The sequence below is a fragment of the Flavisolibacter ginsengisoli DSM 18119 genome (assembly GCF_900129295.1).
Taxonomy (GTDB): Bacteria; Bacteroidota; Bacteroidia; order Chitinophagales; family Chitinophagaceae; genus Flavisolibacter; species Flavisolibacter ginsengisoli.
Map to the genome: position 1 here is coordinate 21,632 of NZ_FQUU01000020.1, position 16,851 is coordinate 38,482.

General features: G+C 39.9%; 15 protein-coding genes and 2 tRNA genes. 9 read left to right on the forward strand and 8 right to left on the reverse strand.

Annotated features, from left to right (window positions below; translation table 11 throughout):
• Positions 1 to 3 precede the first annotated feature (3 nt).
• Positions 4 to 303 carry an RNA recognition motif domain-containing protein gene (locus tag BUA53_RS17830; protein WP_072836756.1) on the forward strand — a complete coding sequence of 100 codons (300 nt, stop codon included), beginning with the start codon at positions 4 to 6 and terminating at the stop codon, positions 301 to 303.
• A 75-nt stretch (positions 304 to 378) separates the two neighbouring features.
• Positions 379 to 624: a hypothetical protein gene (locus BUA53_RS17835; protein WP_072836757.1), complete on the forward strand. Its 246-nt coding sequence runs from the start codon at positions 379 to 381 to the stop codon at positions 622 to 624.
• Positions 625 to 822: 198 nt separating this feature from the next.
• Here BUA53_RS17835 and BUA53_RS17840 read toward each other — a convergent pair whose 3' ends face one another.
• From BUA53_RS17840 to dnaA, 5 genes are all read right to left on the reverse strand, one after another.
• The gene (locus BUA53_RS17840) at positions 823 to 2,364 is read right to left on the reverse strand and encodes a bifunctional GNAT family N-acetyltransferase/carbon-nitrogen hydrolase family protein (protein ID WP_072836758.1); all 1,542 of its coding nucleotides are present in this window, start codon (positions 2,362 to 2,364) and stop codon (positions 823 to 825) included.
• A gap of 390 nt (positions 2,365 to 2,754) precedes the next feature.
• Complete coding sequence (locus BUA53_RS17845) at positions 2,755 to 3,870, reverse strand: acyltransferase family protein (RefSeq protein ID WP_072836759.1); 1,116 nt, start codon at positions 3,868 to 3,870, stop codon at positions 2,755 to 2,757.
• A 465-nt stretch (positions 3,871 to 4,335) separates the two neighbouring features.
• Positions 4,336 to 4,409, reverse strand: a tRNA-Pro gene (locus BUA53_RS17855).
• 7 nt (positions 4,410 to 4,416) lie between these two features.
• Positions 4,417 to 4,507: transfer RNA gene (locus tag BUA53_RS17860), tRNA-Ser, on the reverse strand.
• Between the two features lie 137 nt (positions 4,508 to 4,644).
• A complete protein-coding gene (gene dnaA, locus BUA53_RS17865; protein ID WP_072836761.1) occupies positions 4,645 to 6,078 on the reverse strand; it encodes a chromosomal replication initiator protein DnaA in 1,434 nt (477 codons plus the stop codon).
• Between the two features lie 351 nt (positions 6,079 to 6,429).
• Here dnaA and BUA53_RS17870 point away from each other — a divergent pair, with 351 nt between their 5' ends.
• From BUA53_RS17870 to BUA53_RS17890, 5 genes are all read left to right on the forward strand, one after another.
• Positions 6,430 to 8,001 carry an NAD(P)/FAD-dependent oxidoreductase gene (locus BUA53_RS17870; protein ID WP_072836762.1) on the forward strand — a complete coding sequence of 524 codons (1,572 nt, stop codon included), beginning with the start codon at positions 6,430 to 6,432 and terminating at the stop codon, positions 7,999 to 8,001.
• A gap of 110 nt (positions 8,002 to 8,111) precedes the next feature.
• On the forward strand, positions 8,112 to 9,047 hold the full coding sequence (locus BUA53_RS17875) for an ABC transporter ATP-binding protein (RefSeq protein WP_072836763.1): 936 nt from the start codon (positions 8,112 to 8,114) through the stop codon (positions 9,045 to 9,047).
• Positions 9,048 to 9,056: 9 nt separating this feature from the next.
• Complete coding sequence (locus BUA53_RS17880; protein WP_072836764.1) at positions 9,057 to 10,379, forward strand: ABC transporter permease; 1,323 nt, start codon at positions 9,057 to 9,059, stop codon at positions 10,377 to 10,379.
• 90 nt (positions 10,380 to 10,469) lie between these two features.
• Positions 10,470 to 11,291, forward strand: a complete 822-nt coding sequence (locus tag BUA53_RS17885) for a hypothetical protein (RefSeq protein WP_139256482.1) — start codon at positions 10,470 to 10,472, stop codon at positions 11,289 to 11,291.
• A 105-nt stretch (positions 11,292 to 11,396) separates the two neighbouring features.
• A complete protein-coding gene (locus BUA53_RS17890) occupies positions 11,397 to 11,963 on the forward strand; it encodes a 2'-5' RNA ligase family protein (RefSeq protein WP_139256483.1) in 567 nt (188 codons plus the stop codon).
• On the opposite strand, the gene BUA53_RS17895 is transcribed toward BUA53_RS17890, so the two are convergent.
• From BUA53_RS17895 to BUA53_RS17905, 3 genes are all read right to left on the reverse strand, one after another.
• On the reverse strand, positions 11,947 to 12,351 hold the full coding sequence (locus BUA53_RS17895; RefSeq protein ID WP_072836767.1) for a carboxypeptidase-like regulatory domain-containing protein: 405 nt from the start codon (positions 12,349 to 12,351) through the stop codon (positions 11,947 to 11,949). The genes BUA53_RS17890 and BUA53_RS17895 overlap by 17 nt on opposite strands.
• Positions 12,352 to 12,388: 37 nt before the next feature.
• Positions 12,389 to 13,354: an NAD(P)H-dependent flavin oxidoreductase gene (locus tag BUA53_RS17900; RefSeq protein WP_072836768.1), complete on the reverse strand. Its 966-nt coding sequence runs from the start codon at positions 13,352 to 13,354 to the stop codon at positions 12,389 to 12,391.
• Between the two features lie 66 nt (positions 13,355 to 13,420).
• Positions 13,421 to 14,413, reverse strand: a complete 993-nt coding sequence (locus tag BUA53_RS17905; protein WP_072836769.1) for a sugar phosphate nucleotidyltransferase — start codon at positions 14,411 to 14,413, stop codon at positions 13,421 to 13,423.
• Positions 14,414 to 14,647: 234 nt separating this feature from the next.
• Between BUA53_RS17905 and BUA53_RS17910 the strand changes: the two genes are divergently transcribed.
• Together BUA53_RS17910 and BUA53_RS17915 are read left to right on the forward strand one after the other, a co-directional pair.
• Complete coding sequence (locus tag BUA53_RS17910; protein WP_072836770.1) at positions 14,648 to 15,928, forward strand: serine hydroxymethyltransferase; 1,281 nt, start codon at positions 14,648 to 14,650, stop codon at positions 15,926 to 15,928.
• A 10-nt stretch (positions 15,929 to 15,938) separates the two neighbouring features.
• A complete protein-coding gene (locus BUA53_RS17915; protein WP_072836771.1) occupies positions 15,939 to 16,355 on the forward strand; it encodes a DUF4293 domain-containing protein in 417 nt (138 codons plus the stop codon).
• Positions 16,356 to 16,851 lie beyond the last annotated feature (496 nt).

A 16,851-nucleotide genomic window follows, 5' to 3' on the forward strand; every position in this document is an offset into this window, starting at 1 on the left:
CAAATGAACATTTATGTTTCCAATTTAAGCTTCAACGTACAGGATGAAGACTTAAGAGAATTTTTTACACCCTATGGTGAGGTTTCTTCAGCTAAGATCATCAACGACAGGGAAAGTGGCCGTTCAAGAGGCTTCGGCTTTGTTGAAATGAGCGATGATGAAGCATCTCAAAAGGCAATAACTGAATTAAACGAAGCCACCATTGATGGCAGAACCATTAAAGTAATGGAGGCTAAACCGAAAGAGGATAGACCCGCCCGTAACTTCAATAGTGGTAACAGTTATAACAAAAACAGATATTAATTAGTTGTTTATAAAAAAGCCCCGGTCAACCGGGGTTTTTTATTGCTTATTTAGTTTCATCATTAAATTTTAAACATGGAAAGATTTGTAAAAGAAATAGAAGTAGGAAATGAAAACAGGTTATTTGAATTTACCCGTATGGAGAATGTGAATGGCGTTAAATTCTTTATTACATCTAAAGATGAAAAAAAGAAACCTATTTCCTTTAGCCTGGTCCGTGCAAAAGATGATAACTGGAAGCTGAACCCAGGATCACTGCGTTGGTTGTATGGAATAGAGTCACAATTAGCAGATGCTATTCGCGATTCCCGTTTAAATTAAGCATTTGTATAGTAAACAGGGTTATTTGTTACTACAAATGAAATAGTGGTCAAGTAACTCGGTCGAACAGAAAAATGTTTAGGAGTAATCCCAACAGAAACAATAGCAAGTAAGACTTGCTTTTTTCTTTTTAAGTGCCACCAACCTTCATGGATATAATTTGCCTGGATTGCATATATATGCTTTAAGGTAATTGGACTAGGGCTTACTGTTATTTATTATTTTGTAGATATCTACCCTCCTGTCCTTAAGGTTCCTTACAGCCCCAAAACTGTGAAGTTCTTTTAACAGATCCACATCAACATCCGCTATCAATGTGGTTTCAGTATTTGGAGTGGCTTCCGCTTTGATTCCATTACTTGGAAATGAAAAGTCAGAAGGTGTAAAAACTGCCGATTGGGCGTATTGAATATCCATGTTGTGAACCTTAGGCAGGTTGCCCACACTACCAGCAATTGCCACATAACATTCGTTTTCAATTGCCCTTGCCTGGGCGCAGCTACGTACACGGGTATAACCGTTTTGTGTATCTGTCATAAAGGGAACAAATAATATTTGCATTCCCTGTTCAGCCAGCAAACGTGGTAATTCAGGAAATTCAACATCGTAACAGATCAGTATGCCGATCTTGCCGCAATCCGTGTCGAAAGTAGCAATTGAATCACCTCCTACCATTCCCCAGGCACTCTTTTCCGCAGGTGTTAAGTGAATCTTCTCATACATCTCGTAGGTACCATCTCTGCGGCACAGAAATCCTACATTGTGCAGCATTCCGTTGTCTAAATAAGGCATGCTCCCCGTAATGATATTAATGTTGTAGCTAATGGCATAGGCCATAAACTTATCCCTTAAAGGAATGGTTGATTTAGCTATTTCCCGCATGGCTTCGGCGCCACTTAAATGATTATAGGCAGTCATTAATGGAGCATTGAATAATTCGGGGAAGAGGATAAAATCACTTTGATAATCGCTAACAACATCCACAAAAAACTCGATCTGCTCACATAATGATTCCAGGTTCGGAAAGGGCCTCATCTGCCATTGTACCAATCCCAGTCTTATAATTGATTTTTTAGAATTGATATGAGCTGCTTCCTCATTATAGTAGATATTATTCCATTCTAATAGAGAAGCGTATTCTAACGACTCTGTATCACCGGGCAAGTATCCCTTCAATATCTTTTTAACATGGAAATCGTTTGATAACTGGAAGGATAAAGTAGGGTCGTGGATTTCTTTTCCTTTCACCTTGTCAAGGTATTCTTTAGGGGAAAGCTTATCTGCATAATTTTTAAATTGCGGAATACGCCCTCCTGCTATGATTGCCCTAAGGTTATGCCTTTCACATATTTCCTTCCGGGCATCATACAATCTTCTACCCAGGCGCATGCCCCTATACTCAGGGTGCACAAAAAAGTCGATGCCATATAAAACATCTCCTTTTGGATTGTGTGTAGAGAAAGTATAGTTCCCTGTAATCTGAGCATAGGTATGATTGTCGCCAAACTTGTCATAATCGACAATTAGTGAAAGGGCACATCCTGCTATAGCGCCATTGACCAATAAACAAATCTGCCCTTCCGGAAAGATCTCCACCAGCTTACTAATATGAGCCTCACCCCAAAAAGAAGCGCCTTCCCAATCGGAATAAGCTTCTACCATGGAAGCTTTTAGCCCTAAATAATCATCTTTGGTAAGCTTCCTTAACTCGATCTTCAGATCCTCGTTCTTGATATCCATAGGGATGCAATTTACCCCGCTTTTATAAAGTCCTTAGTTAAAACCCTGTTTTATAAAAGCTCATTTCTTTGATTTCTCTAAATTGAAAAAGTGGAAATTCCTGATTAGCTGCTATTGTCCTTATTGGTCCTAAACAGATTTGGCCACTTTAGTGTTGCGCAATTACATATGTTCTACCTTCAACCATAAGTACTTCCGTTTGGATGACGCCAAAATAAAAGCCACTTGCTTTTATTAGAGTTTGATCTTTTATGTCGGGAAGTAAGGATTGATACCTCTGACGTATTCTAGTGGAACACATTGTGCTACCATGCTGTACCACATCCCGATTGATTAATGAATTTGCTATAATTCAATAAATGTTGATTTCAATTGCAGCTTTTAAAATATCTATACGGCAAGTTGTTCTAGCTTTCTTTGAGAAACAGCAAGGGGCTTTTTAAGGTGGAAGTATTTTTTTAATTCCAGAGCTTTTTCTTCTATCAAGACCCATGAAAGCCAGGAAATAAGCAACAATGTAACAAAACTTTCTACCATGATAAGGCCTTCGCTATAATAGCCAATTTCCATGGGCAAAAAGCTATTAAGAGTTTTAAAATAGGATCGGAAGATTTGAGGGATAACCAGGTGGTATAGGTAAATACCATAACTTATTTTCCCAATGAACATCAATGTGTTGCTTTCCAGTAAAAATTTAAAAGATTGTTTTTCTTCCGGAAGGGTGCTACGATACATGATATAATTAATCAACCACATTCCAAAAAAGGAAATAGATTCCCTGGCTATAATAAAGCTCCATTGCTGCTGAAGGGTTTGTATAATTAAAACAATAAGGAGCATACAGAAACCTGCTGACAAAATGATATGCGTTTTTTTCAGGTAAGCCACCGGCTTTTCTACAAAGATCCAGGCTAAGAAGCCGCCCATAGCCAATGAGTCGAGACAAGTATAAGGCAGCATTTGTCCAAACAAATTATTTCTTACGCTGTATTCGCAAACAATGCCAGTGAAAGCTGTAGCAGCAAGCACATAAGGCATCCATTTCTTATTTAAAAATAAAATTAGCCAGGGCCAGAGAATGTAAAACTGCTCCTCCACTCCCAACGACCAAAGGTGAGAAAACGTAAAATTCCAATGCTGTATTTTAAAAAAATAAATATTAGGGGTATAAGTAATCAAAAATTTCATTTCATAGCTTTCCACATCCTTAGAAAATAAAGAAAGCAGTGTTATGTACAGAAAGTAGATAGGGAAAATGCGCAATGTACGCCGTATAAAAAACCATATAAAAACATTTGTTAGTTTGATATTCTCCTTTTCTGCTTTGTTTCGTGCTGACAACAATATTTGGGTAATCAAAAAGCTGCTCAAAACATAAAATACATCTATTACGTTGAATCCATAGGGAATGTATTGTTTCATAACATTGCCCGGTACCCAATGAAAGAATACAACAAAAAAAACAGCTAACGCTCTTATACTGTCAAAGGCTTTTATATATTTCATAAGGTGGAGGAAGGCAAGGCCACAGTCTTTGCTCTTTCCACAAAACTTAAAAAAATATGGCAGTGGTAAAAGAAAGTCAGGAGTTCATCTTTGTTCAGAGATTAAAAAGGGTTGTTTTTACTTTTTAGGTACACTTCATGCATCCAGGTTTTTTGTTTTGTCTGGAAGACAGGATTAGCTACGCTGATCCTAAAATGGGCGGCCTAAAACAAACAAAGCCTCTGCTTGCACTTCGTGCATCCTGGGGTTTTTGTTTTTCCGCCATCAGCAAGCAAGCTTGCATGGCTCTAAAACAAATGATAGGATTAGCTACGCTGATCCTAAAATAGGGCGGCCTAAAACAAACAAAGCCTCTGCCTGCACTTCGTGCATCCTGGGTTTTTTGTTTTTCCGTTTTTGCAAGCAAGCTTGCAACACTTCAAAACAAAAAACCCCTGGCTTTCGCCAGAGGCTTTGTTTGTTTAGTCGGGAAGACAGGATTCGAACCTGCGACCCCCTGGTCCCAAACCAGGTGCGCTACCGGCCTGCGCTACTTCCCGTTTCCAGCGGTGAGGGAGGGATTCGAACCCTCGGTAGAGCTTTAAGGCCCTACGACGGTTTAGCAAACCGTTGATTTCAGCCACTCATCCACCTCACCCTTTGCCCACAATTCCCTCACCTCATTTGCAAGGGTTGCAAAAATAGGGATATCAGGGTAATTACTAAAAAAAATAAACCCCAAATTCTAAAATTTTTGCTTTAGAATTTGGGGCCTTTAATATAAATATCAATCTATTACATAGCTGCCAACTGCACTTTTTGCTGTAGTTCCATCACGCTGTCGCGGAAGGTACCATCAGTATCCATAAGGTCCTTTACAGTCTGGCATGAGTGAATTACTGTAGTATGGTCACGTCCGCCAAAATGTTCTCCAATAGTCTTTAATGAATTCTTGGTAAATGCTTTAGCCAGGTACATTGTGATCTGCCTTGCCTGCACGATCTCCCTCTTACGGGTCTTCTGAAGAAGCTTGTCATAAGGCACATCGAAATAATCACAAACCATTTTCTGTATGGTATCGATGGTAATTTCTTTACTGGATGTTTTTACAAAGTTTCGCAACACTTTTTTCGCAAGGTCTAGGTCAATTTCTCTTCGGTTAAGCGAAGATTGTGCCAATAAGGAGATCAAGGCTCCTTCCAACTCACGGATATTGGTGTTGATATTGTAAGCTATATACTTCACTACTTCTTTAGGCATTTCCAACCCGTCATTCTTCATCTTTCTTTCAAGGATCTCAATACGGGTGTCATAATCAGGCATTTGAATGTCTGCACTTAATCCCCACCTGAAGCGACTTAATAATCTTTCCTGAACACCTTCAAGGTCTTTTGGTGATTTATCAGAGGTCAATACCAATTGCTTTCCTGATTGATGCAGGTGATTGAAAATAGCGAAGAAAGCATCCTGGGATTTCTCTGCCCTGTTGAAAAATTGCACATCATCAATAATCAATACATCTATCAATTGGTAGAAGTGTATAAAATCATTTATGGCATTATTTCTACTATGGTCTACAAACTGGTTGATAAACTTTTCAGAACTCACATACAACACAACTTTATTAGGCTGCAGTCTTTTCACTTCATTTCCAATAGCCTGGGCAAGGTGTGTCTTTCCCAATCCTACGCCACCATAGATCACCAATGGATTGAATGAATTAGCTCCCGGCTTTTCCGCCACCGTTTTGCCAGCCCTGCGTGCTACCCTATTACTATCACCTTCTATATAAGACTCTAATGTATAATTTGGATTCAGTTGCGGGTCGATATGCATTTTCTTCAACCCTGGAATAACAAATGGATTTTTGACAGGCGTGTTGATAACGAGTGGGAAGTCCATTTCATTATTGGTAAAAGATTTATAAGAATGACCCGCCATGTCAACAGTCACTGGTTTGTTGCGGGTATTACCTCCGTCCACCATAATCCGGTATTCCAGGCGTGCATCCTTTCCTAACTCTCTTTTTAATGTCTTGGCCAACAGGTTTACATAATGTTCTTCCAGGTATTCATAAAAGAACTGGCTTGGCACCTGGATGATTAAAACATTCTCTTTTAAAACAACAGGTTGAATAGGCTCAAACCATGTTTTAAAATGCTGCCATTCTACAATATCTTTTATGATAGATAAACAATTGGACCAAACTAGTTCTGCATTTTTCTCCATGTACGCCAAGGCAGTTTTTATATTGAGTTACAAATTTATTCAGATAAGTTTTTCACAGAGTGTGTAAAAAATTATTTTTTTAGGACAGGAAAGCGAATATCTAAAAAAGCATGCTAAAAAAAAATTTTTATATCTGAGAATTTTTATTACCTGAAGAAGAAGACCAATTCCAAAAATTTCCCCTTTCAATCTACGAACATTTTGGGTTATTACAACTATAAAAAGCTGAACTCTTCTTTTAATCTGACAAGAATCATTTAATCAAATAGAATTGGGAACTCCTTATGCTTAATTCCCAATCTCTTCCTCCATTTTTGCATGGTCATTCTTTTCGGGATAAAAACCTGACACATGCAACAAAAAATTTCCTTAAAGCTACTTCCTTCAGAGGCCGCAGATGATCAAGTCATAAAGAAATCACTCTCTCAGTCTATTGGTATTCCACAGGATAGAATCTCGGGGTTTACCATCAATAAGAGATCTATTGATGCACGGGGTAAACAGCCATGGATCAATCTTACGCTTACCTCCTTCATTGACGAACCTTTTCATTATACCAGGGATCTTGTTCCACTTGAATTGAAAGATGTTAAACAATCTGACACCAGGGTAGTTATAATAGGAGCAGGACCTGCCGGCCTGTTCACTGCCATGCGATTGATAGAGCATGGTATTAAGCCTGTTGTATTAGAAAGAGGCAAAGATGTCCGTGCTCGAAGACGTGATCTTGCTGCCATTAATAAAGAAGGAGTTGTAAACCCGGAGAGCAATTATTGTTTTGGAGAAGGAGGTGCCGGCACTTACAGCGATGGTAAACTCTATACAAGAAGTAATAAAAGAGGTAACATAGACCGCATTTTGAATATACTGGTTCATTTCGGTGCTTCTGAATCTATATTATCCGACGCACACCCACATATAGGAACCAATAAGCTTCCACATATCATTACTGCTATCAGGGAAAAAATAATTGAATGTGGCGGAGAGGTGCTTTTTGAAAAAAAGGTCACTGATTTCCATATTATAGAAGGTAGCATTAAAGGTGTACAATGTAGTGACGGTGATAGCGTTAGAGGTGATGCTGTGGTACTGGCCACCGGCCATTCTGCACGGGATATTTTTGAATTGCTACATGCAAAGAAAATATTAATTGAACCAAAGCCTTTTGCACTAGGGGTAAGGGTTGAACATCCCCAGGCTCTTATAGACTCTATTCAATACCACTGCCCTTCACGCGGTGAGTATCTGCCACCTGCATCTTACAGCCTGGTGCAACAAGTTCAGGGCAAAGGTGTTTTTTCCTTCTGCATGTGTCCTGGTGGTATCATTGCTCCTGCTGCCACCAATCCCAACGAGATCGTTGTCAATGGCTGGTCACCTTCTAAAAGAAATAATCCCTATGCCAATAGCGGTATAGTGGTAACGGTAGATGAAAAAAACATTGCCCCATTCAAAAGTCATGGGCCTTTAGCAGCCATGTATTTCCAACAATCCGTTGAGCAGAAGGCATTTGAGATTGGGGGAGGCAAATTGGTTGCCCCTGCACAACGCATGGCAGACTTTACCAAAAATATAGTGTCATCCAATTTACCGGATTGCAGTTACCTGCCCGGAATTCACTCTGCTAATTTAAAAGAAGTACTGCCCCCATTCATATTGCACTCTCTGCAAGGCGCCTTTATTGAATTCGGTAAAAAAATGAAAGGCTACCTGACCAATGAAGCAGTAGTAGTAGCTACGGAATCCAGGACATCATCCCCTGTACGAATTCCCAGGGAAGAAGAAAGCCTTGAGCATCCCCAAATAAAAAAACTCTTTCCTTGCGGAGAAGGAGCAGGATATGCCGGTGGAATAGTAAGTGCAGCTATGGACGGCGAAAGAATTGCCAACCGCATTGCAGTGATTACAGGCAAAGCCAAATAAAGCTATTTATATACGAATACTTTCCTTTTGTATGGGCAAACTGTCTTTTGGTATAATTTTATCGCCAGGCCGTTTCCAGGATTTTATATTTACCACACAAAACTCTCTGCATGGCTCTATTAGAACTTCATAATTTAAAAAAGTATTACGCCACTCAAAAAGCTGTTGATGACATCAGCTTTTCAGTTGAACCGGGAACCATATTTGGATTATTAGGACCCAATGGTGCAGGCAAAACTACTTTGCTTAGAATGATCACCGGCATTCTATACCCCGATTCTGGTAGCATACTTTTTAAAGGGGAACCTTTTGATGCTATGAAAGATGTTGAACAGATCGGGTATATGCCTGAAGAAAGGGGATTATACAAGAAAATGAAGATAGGTGAGCATGCTCTATACCTTGCTCAATTAAAGGGACTCGAAAAAAACGAAGCATTAAGGCTGATCAAAGAATGGTTTATAAAGCTGGAAATGCAAAGCTGGTGGAATAAGAAAGTGGAAGATCTGTCCAAGGGTATGTCACAAAAGCTCCAGTTTGTAACCACGGTATTGCATGATCCCAAACTGATCATCCTTGACGAACCTTTTAGTGGTTTAGATCCTGTTAACAGCAATATCATCAAAGAAGAGATATTCAAACTGGCAAAAAGAGGTGCTACCATTATTTTCAGTACACATCGTATGGAGCAGGTGGAAGAGATATGCGACCAGATTGTGCTTGTCAATAAAGGCCAGAAAATATTAGACGGAAGCGTAAAGGAAGTAAAACAGCAATTCAAGCAAAACCTATTTAAAATAGGTTTAGACTCTAATACCAGCCTGGAAAACAGTAACGTTTTTGAAGTTATAAAAGAAAACGAAGACCATTCCTTAATTGTAAAGATCCAGCAGGGCTATACACCTAACGATGTATTACTGCATTATATCAACCAAAACATTCCTATCCATTCTTTCCAGGAAATACTGCCTTCTCTGAATGAGATCTTTATTCAGTTGGTTGAAGGCACACCGGCTGCAAGGCAATTTCAACACATACCTGCTTAAAACATTACCATGAACAAAACTGCACTCATTATTAAGCGCGAATACCTGAGCCGCGTACGCAAAAAGACCTTTATACTTTCTACTATACTGACCCCTTTGCTTTTTGTAGGTATCATTGGCACTGTGATTTTCGTTACAGTCAAAAACATCCGCAATGAAAAGATCGCCGTTGTGGACCCCAATGGAATTTTAAAAGCCAACCTCGAAGGAAGTAAGTCAGTCAGCTACGATTTCCGAAATGATATTGATACCAGTAATTTTAATACAAAAGGTTACTCAGCTTTATTATATCCTCCCCATACTGGCATCAATCAAACGAATAATTTTAAGGTCATCACAGAAAAAAGCCTTAGTCGCTTTGCCAATGACCAGATAGAAAAAGATATCGCCCGTGCATTGGAAAATAATATAATCGCGGATTCTCTGAAGATAGATCCCCGCCGCATTGATGATTTAAAAAAACAGGCCGAGCTAACCTCAGTTGAATCAGTGAAGAAAGGTGAGTTGGGAAACAGTACCCGGTCCGATTTCAATTTGGCAAGCAGCATTGGCTATCTAACGGCCTTTCTAATCTACATTACTTTATTTGTTTACGGTGTGATGGTTATGAGAGGTGTTATGGAAGAAAAGACTAACAGGATAGCTGAAGTGATCATATCCTCAGTAAAGCCCTTCCAATTAATGATGGGAAAGATATTAGGGATTGGTGCCGTAGGATTAACACAATTCCTTATCTGGATCGTATTGATTTTTGGCATCAGCAGCGTAATGATGTCCTTTATTCCCGCTGAAGTATTACAACAAGTGCAGGCCCAGGGCAACCAAATGTCTGGCTCATCTGCCCAAACTTCTGAAGCGATAAAGACCATTGCCAATGCACAACTAACTCTTTCATCAGTCAACTGGCCCCTGGTCATTGGTTGCTTTATTTTCTATTTCATTGGTGGATATTTATTTTATGCTGCCTTGTTTGCAGCAGTGGGAAGTGCAGTGAATGAAGATGCGCAGGATGCACAGAGCCTTACATTCCCTATCACCATGCCCATAGTGATTGCCATCATCATCATGATCAACTCCATTAATGACCCCACCAGTTCCCTGGCCAAATGGAGCAGTATCATTCCATTCTTCTCCCCTATTGTGATGATGTCAAGAATTCCATTTGGTGTTCCCAGTACTGTTGCCTATTGGGAATTAGGCGTTTCTATGGTTTGCCTGGTGATTGGTTTTCTCTTCACTACCTGGTTGAGTGCCAAAATATACCGGACAGGCATCCTTCTGTATGGCAAAAAACCAAGCTGGAAAGAAATGGCTAAATGGATCAGACGTTAAAGAAAATGAAAAATACATGAGTAAATTTGGTTTTACGAAATCAATCGTACATTTGATACGAAGAGTTTCGTTAATCAAAAAACCATGTTTATGAATCAGAAATCAATACTACAGAAGTTACCCATTGTCGCAATAGGTGTGGCTGTTGCTTGTACAGCCCTTGCCTTTCAACAACAACCTTTAAAAACAAAACCAGCACATAGTGATACTTTACCTGACCGCAACCGGAAGGTCAGGAATATTGATGATGCCCTTGAGGAACTGGAAAGAAGCAAGGCGGAGGTGGATCGTTCATTGAAAGACATAGATTTTAATAAAATGGAAAAAGAGATCCAGGAGGCCACTAAAAACCTGCAGTTAGATACAAAAAAAATGCAGGAAGAGCTTGCGCAGGCAATGAAAGAAGTTGATAAAGCTAAAATCAATGCCGATATACAAAAGACTTTCCAGGAGGAGAACCTGGCAAAAATGAAAGCCAGCCTGGATAGCAATATAAAGTCAGTAGATTTCGATAAGCTTAAGGCAGAAATAGAGAATTCTGTAGCTAAAGTAGATTGGGATAAGATCCATGAAGAACTGGAAAAAACTAAATCAGTCAACATGGATAGTATCCAATCCAATCTTAAAAAAATAAGGCCTGAAATAGAAAGATCCATGAAACAGGCTCATGAAAGCATTGATAAGGCAAGGAAAGAATTGACAGGATATAAGCATTTCCTTGATGGTCTCACCAATGATGGTTTAATCAATAAAACCAATGATTATACCATTCAGTACAAGTCCGGCAAATTGACCATCAATGGCACGGAACAACCAGCATCTGTAACTAATAAGTACCAATCCTTTTTGAAGGAGAAAAAAGATTTCACTATTGAAAAGTCAAAAGACGATTTTAATATAAAGAATGATTAAACCGACCTGGCTTAATTGCTAAAAACATTCAAAAGAACTCCTCCATGGGGTTCTTTTGAATTTCATACCTGTACTAACTTCATTGTGCATTTAATTAACATTATTATGGAAATGTATTTTATTGCACAGGTGCTCCCTCCAGCATTAAATGAAAAAATTCTTGCTTTTAAGCAATTCATGCTAGAGCGTTTTGAATGCCGTGTTGGATTAAAATCACCTGCACATATCACTTTCATTGCACCTTTCTGGGAAGACATAGGGAAGGAAGATAGTTTGATAGCAGATCTTGATCATATCAGCAGGCCGCACTTTCCCTTTTACATCAACACTATAAATTTTGGAGCATTTAAACCAAGAACAATATTTGTTGATGTTATGGCTAATGACAAACTAAATGAATTAAAGAGTTCAATTGAATCCCAACTTTTAAACAGTAAGAAGTATAGTATCAAGTCAGAAGGAAGACCTTTTAAGCCCCATATAACCATTGCCACCCGTGACCTTTATAAAAAAAACTTTAGTGAGGCCTGGTCCTATTTTGAAAACAAACAATTTAATGAGCAATGGATGGCTGACTCTGTGTCTATATTGCGCCATAACAAAAAAAACTGGGATGTCATTCACACATCCCAGTTCGCAATTTCTTTAGAACAAATTATTCAAAATCACTGAATAACAGTCCGGGCAATATATGAAAAACATCATTTTCAGACATCTCTACATTTAACTGGCAACCTTCTTCAGGTCTTATGGTAACTTTTTCCTTTGTCACCTTTTTAAAGCCATCCTTTTCAAATACCAGTTTGTAGGTACCCGGCTTGAGGTCAGTAAAATAATAGTTCCCATTTCCATCAGTCAGGGCTACCTTTTCCTTTTTAGAACTGGAATAGGCTACCACATTCACATTGCATAATGGCTTATGTGTATCAGCATGTATAACCCCTCCGGCTATATCATTTTTCTTAGTGTTCTCAACTTCTGTCCCAGGAGTGGTATTAGCCCGAGACAACATAGCAGTTAAGCAAAATACCGAAGTAATAAGCAGTGGTTTCAATTTCATGGTTTTCTATTAATAGGTGATCCGCATCTATACCTCATTAACCTTCATAGTTAAATTTACTATTATTTATGGGATTTGAAAGCCCCTCCTGAAATTCCTTCCATAGATTATGCACTATGTCTGCAGCAGGTAAGATATTATGCAACAAGGCACTAGCCTGTCCTATCTCCAATTCCCCTTCATCCAGGTTTCCTTCATACATACCCGTCTTAGCCCTGGCCCTTCCTAATAAAACCTTCAGTTCTTCTACAGTAGCGCCCCGGGTTTCAGCTTCCTGTACCTGCTGGAAAAATTTGTTTTTCAAAAGTCGCACCGGCGTTAGCTTCTTCAAGGACAATTGGGTATCCCCTTCTGCTGCACCAACCACCGCCTGTTTGAAATTTAAATGCGAAGAAGCCTCTTCACTGGCTACAAACCTGGTACCCACCTGAACGCCTTCGGCACCTAACACCATACACGCCAGCATTTGCCTCCCTGTTGCAATACCACCTGCAGCAATCACGGGGATGGATACAGCATTACTAACAGCCGGTATTAAAACCAAAGTAGTTGTTTCTTCCCTGCCATTATGCCCACCTGCTTCAAAACCTTCGGCAACCACAGCATCACAACCAGCATCCTGGGCTTTTAAGGCAAACTTGCTGCTGCTAACAACGTGTACGACCTTAATATTATTTTCTTTCAGCTGTGAGGTCCATGTCCTGGGATTACCCGCTGATGTAAATATGATTTCCACTCCTTCCTCAATAATTACCCTGATATGTTTATCAATGTCTGGATAAAGCAGTGGGATATTAACACCAAATGGCTTTTCAGTAGCGGCCTTACACTTCCTTATATGTTCCCTTAAAACATCCGGGTACATACTGCCGGCACCTATCAGGCCAAGACCCCCGGCATTGCTCACCGCACTTGCCAACTTCCAGCCAGATGCCCAGATCATACCTGCTTGTACAATAGGGTATTGAATATGAAACAGTTCCGTTATCCTGTTAGAAAACATAAGTAAAAATAAGCGAGGGTTTCAGATTTTCCTCTCTTATGGTAATATGTAAAAATGAAAAAAGGATCAACCCAGGTCGATATCTGTATTGTCCCCAATATTCAGGGACCTGGTTTCACCCCTGATAGTAGTGTCGCTCCCAATGAGTGAATCATCCAATACAATATCAAAAAGATTGGAAAATGATCCTATGATAGAATTCTTAACAATAGAAAAATCGATGGTTGTATCGTCTCCAATAGTAGCGTTTGGACCTACTATCGAATTTTTTATAGTACATCCCTTGCCTATACTAACCGGCTGAATCAAAACTGTATTCTCATACTCAGGCCTTAACTCCGCCTTTGCACCAAATTTTTTGAGAAGGGTTGCATTGGATTCCAACAGGCTCTCTCTTTTACCACAGTCAAACCAACTGTCTACCTTAAAAGCATTAACATGTGCACCATTCTTTATCATGCAATCCAGGGCGTCTGTTATGCTGTATTCTCCATGCGTTTTGATGCCCTGCTTGATATTGACATCAAGGCATTGAAAAAGCATTTCTGTTTCCTTTATCTTATAAATGCCTACCAGCGCCATATTTGATTTGGGAATATGTGGCTTTTCAACAAGATGAGTTATGTTGGCGTCACAATCTATTTCAGCTACACCAAAGCTTCGTGGGTCGTCCACCTTTCTCACACCAATCATGGAAGTATTGCTATTGATCACTGCAGAAACGTCATAGTCGCAAATAGTATCACCCAATACAATCAGTATTTCATCATTGGCCACAATATTACTGGCAAGCCTTACAGCATGCCCTATTCCCTGCCTGTCATTCTGGTACACAAAATGAGCGGTAATAGTAGGATAGTTTGCTTTTACATAGTCCTGTATCTTTTCACCAAGGTATCCTACTATAAAAATAAATTCGTTGATACCGGCATCCCTTAACTGGTCGACGATAATACTTAGTACGGTCTTCCCTGCCAGGGGAATCAGGGCTTTTGGTTGTGTGTAAGTATGCGGTCTTAATTTAGTTCCTGCACCGGCTAACGGAATAATTGCTTTCATTGATAATTATTTTGGTGGTCATTAGGCACCTTTCCATACACTTCCACCATTATTCATTGATTATTCAATAAAAAGAAGCGGTCGAAATTACTGATTTTATATTAAACAAGTCAAATGCCTTTACTTGGCAGTACACACTTATTTTTGCAATATGTACCTGGTGATAAAAAGGTTAATAAGCCATTGAATTTTGTTCTTTCACCGTCCCGTACAGCAGAACCATAATCAATCAGCATGCAAAGAGATCAACTTGTTTTTGACATTATTCAAAAAGAATTACAACGCCAGCGCCATGGAATTGAATTGATCGCCTCTGAAAACTTTACCTCACTGCAGGTGATGCAGGCCATGGGTAATGTAATGACCAATAAATATGCAGAAGGATATCCCGGAAGAAGGTATTACGGAGGATGTGAATTTGTAGATGAGACCGAGCAATTGGCTATTGACCGCATCAAACAGGTTTTTCATTGTGAATACGCCAATGTGCAACCCCATAGTGGTGCACAAGCCAATGCAGCTGTGCTGCTTGCGGTGCTAAAGCCCGGAGATAAGATCCTTGGTCTTGACCTTAGCATGGGAGGGCATCTTACCCATGGCTCACCAGTCAACTTTAGTGGCAAACTGTACCAACCTTTCTTTTATGGTGTGCATAAGGATACAGGTCTTGTGAATTATGAACAATTGGAAGAAGTTGCCCGCAAAGAAAAACCCAAATTGATCATCTGCGGAGCTTCAGCCTATAGTCGTGATTGGGATTATACCCGCATCCGGAAGGTAGCTGATGAAGTAGGCGCTTTTGTAATGGCCGATATTGCCCATCCTGCAGGTCTTATAGCCAAAGGACTTCTTGCATCTCCTTTCGAACATTGTCATTTTGTAACATCAACCACACATAAAACGCTAAGGGGTCCAAGAGGTGGTATCATATTAATGGGTAAAGACTTTGAAAATCCTTTTGGTGTAAAAGATCCAAAGGGAAATACCAGGATGATGAGTCACCTGATGGATATGGCAGTTTTCCCGGGCATACAGGGTGGCCCACTGGAGCATGTAATAGCCTCCAAAGCCATTGCTTTCGGAGAAATATTGAGTGATGAATTTACAAGCTATGCCCGCCAGGTGCAGTCGAATGCCCAGGCCATGGCAAAAGCATTGGTAGCTAAGGAATACAATATCATCAGCGGAGGTACGGACAACCACCTGATGCTGATAGACCTGAGAAATAAAAATATCACAGGCAAAAAGGCCCAGGAAACCCTTGACAAGGCGCATATCACTTTAAATAAGAACGCGGTTCCATATGATGACAAAAGCCCGTTTGTAACTTCAGGCATTCGTATAGGCGTGCCCGCCATAACTACCAGGGGCATGAAAGAATCTCATATGCAGACAGTGGTAGACCTTATAGATAAAGTGTTAATGAATATTGATGATGCACAGATGGTTAGCACTGTCTCCAAAGAAGTACATGAATTCATGCTGCAGTTTCCACTATACCCTGAATTAAGCTAAACAGAAATATATGATCCAAAGAATTCAAAGCATTTGGTTACTACTGGTGGCTGCTTTTTGCGCCATTACTTTTCGTTTTCCTTTTGCCAACGGCGATTATTTAAAAGATACGGTACCTGCAAGTGTGCCCCTTGAGGCAACAACTACTATCTGGTTAAGTATCATTACCGTGGTAACAGGTGCTCTTGGTTTTGTTACCATCTTTCTTTTTGACAACAGGAAGCTCCAGTTAAAACTTTGCTACCTGGGCATTTTTCTTTCCATCATACTGCTGTCGATGTACTTTATAGAAATGACCAATTTTGGCAATAGCGTTATTGCCCTATGGTGCATCTTTCATTTTGCCATTCTGGGTAGTTATATTTTAGCTGCCAGAGGCATATGGAAGGATGAAAAACTGATCAGGAGTATGGACCGGTTGCGATAAGATCTTCCCATTGACCATAAAAAAAGGCTGTTTCGAAACCTGCGAAACAGCCTTTTTTATTTCCTTCCCGCAACTTGCCTCCTTATCACCCTCTACTTTACTGGATTTATTCAACCATGACATCATTTTCAATTATACCAATGAATGTATAAAGACAAAGGTTCTCCCGGGTCAAACCGAAGATCTTCCATAGATATACCAGGCATATTCCAAGGATATCCCAACCCTTATATAGTTGGGATATCTATGGGATATCTATGGGTCATCTATGGGATATCTATGGGATATCCTCCCCTTAACCTGGACCCTGAACGGAACCCTACCTTCCGGGAGTATATAAAACCGTAAGAATACCCTGAAGTAGCAGGATAGGATCATTGAATGGCATGATTCAGGCACCCTTCACTCATTACACGGAATATGGGTCTGCAGACGATTGCCAATAAAAAAGGCCGGAAACTATGGATAACATAGTTTCCGGCCTTAGATAAAAAAG

Excerpts from the sequence above, each read along its gene's own strand:
- BUA53_RS17830 (WP_072836756.1), top strand. The coding sequence starts at position 4 with ATGAACATTTATGTTTCCAATTTAAGCTTCAACGTACAGGATGAAGAC.
- BUA53_RS17835 (WP_072836757.1), top strand. The coding sequence starts at position 379 with ATGGAAAGATTTGTAAAAGAAATAGAAGTAGGAAATGAAAACAGGTTA.
- BUA53_RS17840 (WP_072836758.1), bottom strand. The coding sequence starts at position 2,364 with ATGGATATCAAGAACGAGGATCTGAAGATCGAGTTAAGGAAGCTTACC.
- BUA53_RS17845 (WP_072836759.1), bottom strand. The coding sequence starts at position 3,870 with ATGAAATATATAAAAGCCTTTGACAGTATAAGAGCGTTAGCTGTTTTT.
- dnaA (WP_072836761.1), bottom strand. The coding sequence starts at position 6,078 with ATGGAGAAAAATGCAGAACTAGTTTGGTCCAATTGTTTATCTATCATA.
- BUA53_RS17870 (WP_072836762.1), top strand. The coding sequence starts at position 6,430 with ATGCAACAAAAAATTTCCTTAAAGCTACTTCCTTCAGAGGCCGCAGAT.
- BUA53_RS17875 (WP_072836763.1), top strand. The coding sequence starts at position 8,112 with ATGGCTCTATTAGAACTTCATAATTTAAAAAAGTATTACGCCACTCAA.
- BUA53_RS17880 (WP_072836764.1), top strand. The coding sequence starts at position 9,057 with ATGAACAAAACTGCACTCATTATTAAGCGCGAATACCTGAGCCGCGTA.
- BUA53_RS17885 (WP_139256482.1), top strand. The coding sequence starts at position 10,470 with ATGAATCAGAAATCAATACTACAGAAGTTACCCATTGTCGCAATAGGT.
- BUA53_RS17890 (WP_139256483.1), top strand. The coding sequence starts at position 11,397 with ATGGAAATGTATTTTATTGCACAGGTGCTCCCTCCAGCATTAAATGAA.
- BUA53_RS17895 (WP_072836767.1), bottom strand. The coding sequence starts at position 12,351 with ATGAAATTGAAACCACTGCTTATTACTTCGGTATTTTGCTTAACTGCT.
- BUA53_RS17900 (WP_072836768.1), bottom strand. The coding sequence starts at position 13,354 with ATGTTTTCTAACAGGATAACGGAACTGTTTCATATTCAATACCCTATT.
- BUA53_RS17905 (WP_072836769.1), bottom strand. The coding sequence starts at position 14,413 with ATGAAAGCAATTATTCCGTTAGCCGGTGCAGGAACTAAATTAAGACCG.
- BUA53_RS17910 (WP_072836770.1), top strand. The coding sequence starts at position 14,648 with ATGCAAAGAGATCAACTTGTTTTTGACATTATTCAAAAAGAATTACAA.
- BUA53_RS17915 (WP_072836771.1), top strand. The coding sequence starts at position 15,939 with ATGATCCAAAGAATTCAAAGCATTTGGTTACTACTGGTGGCTGCTTTT.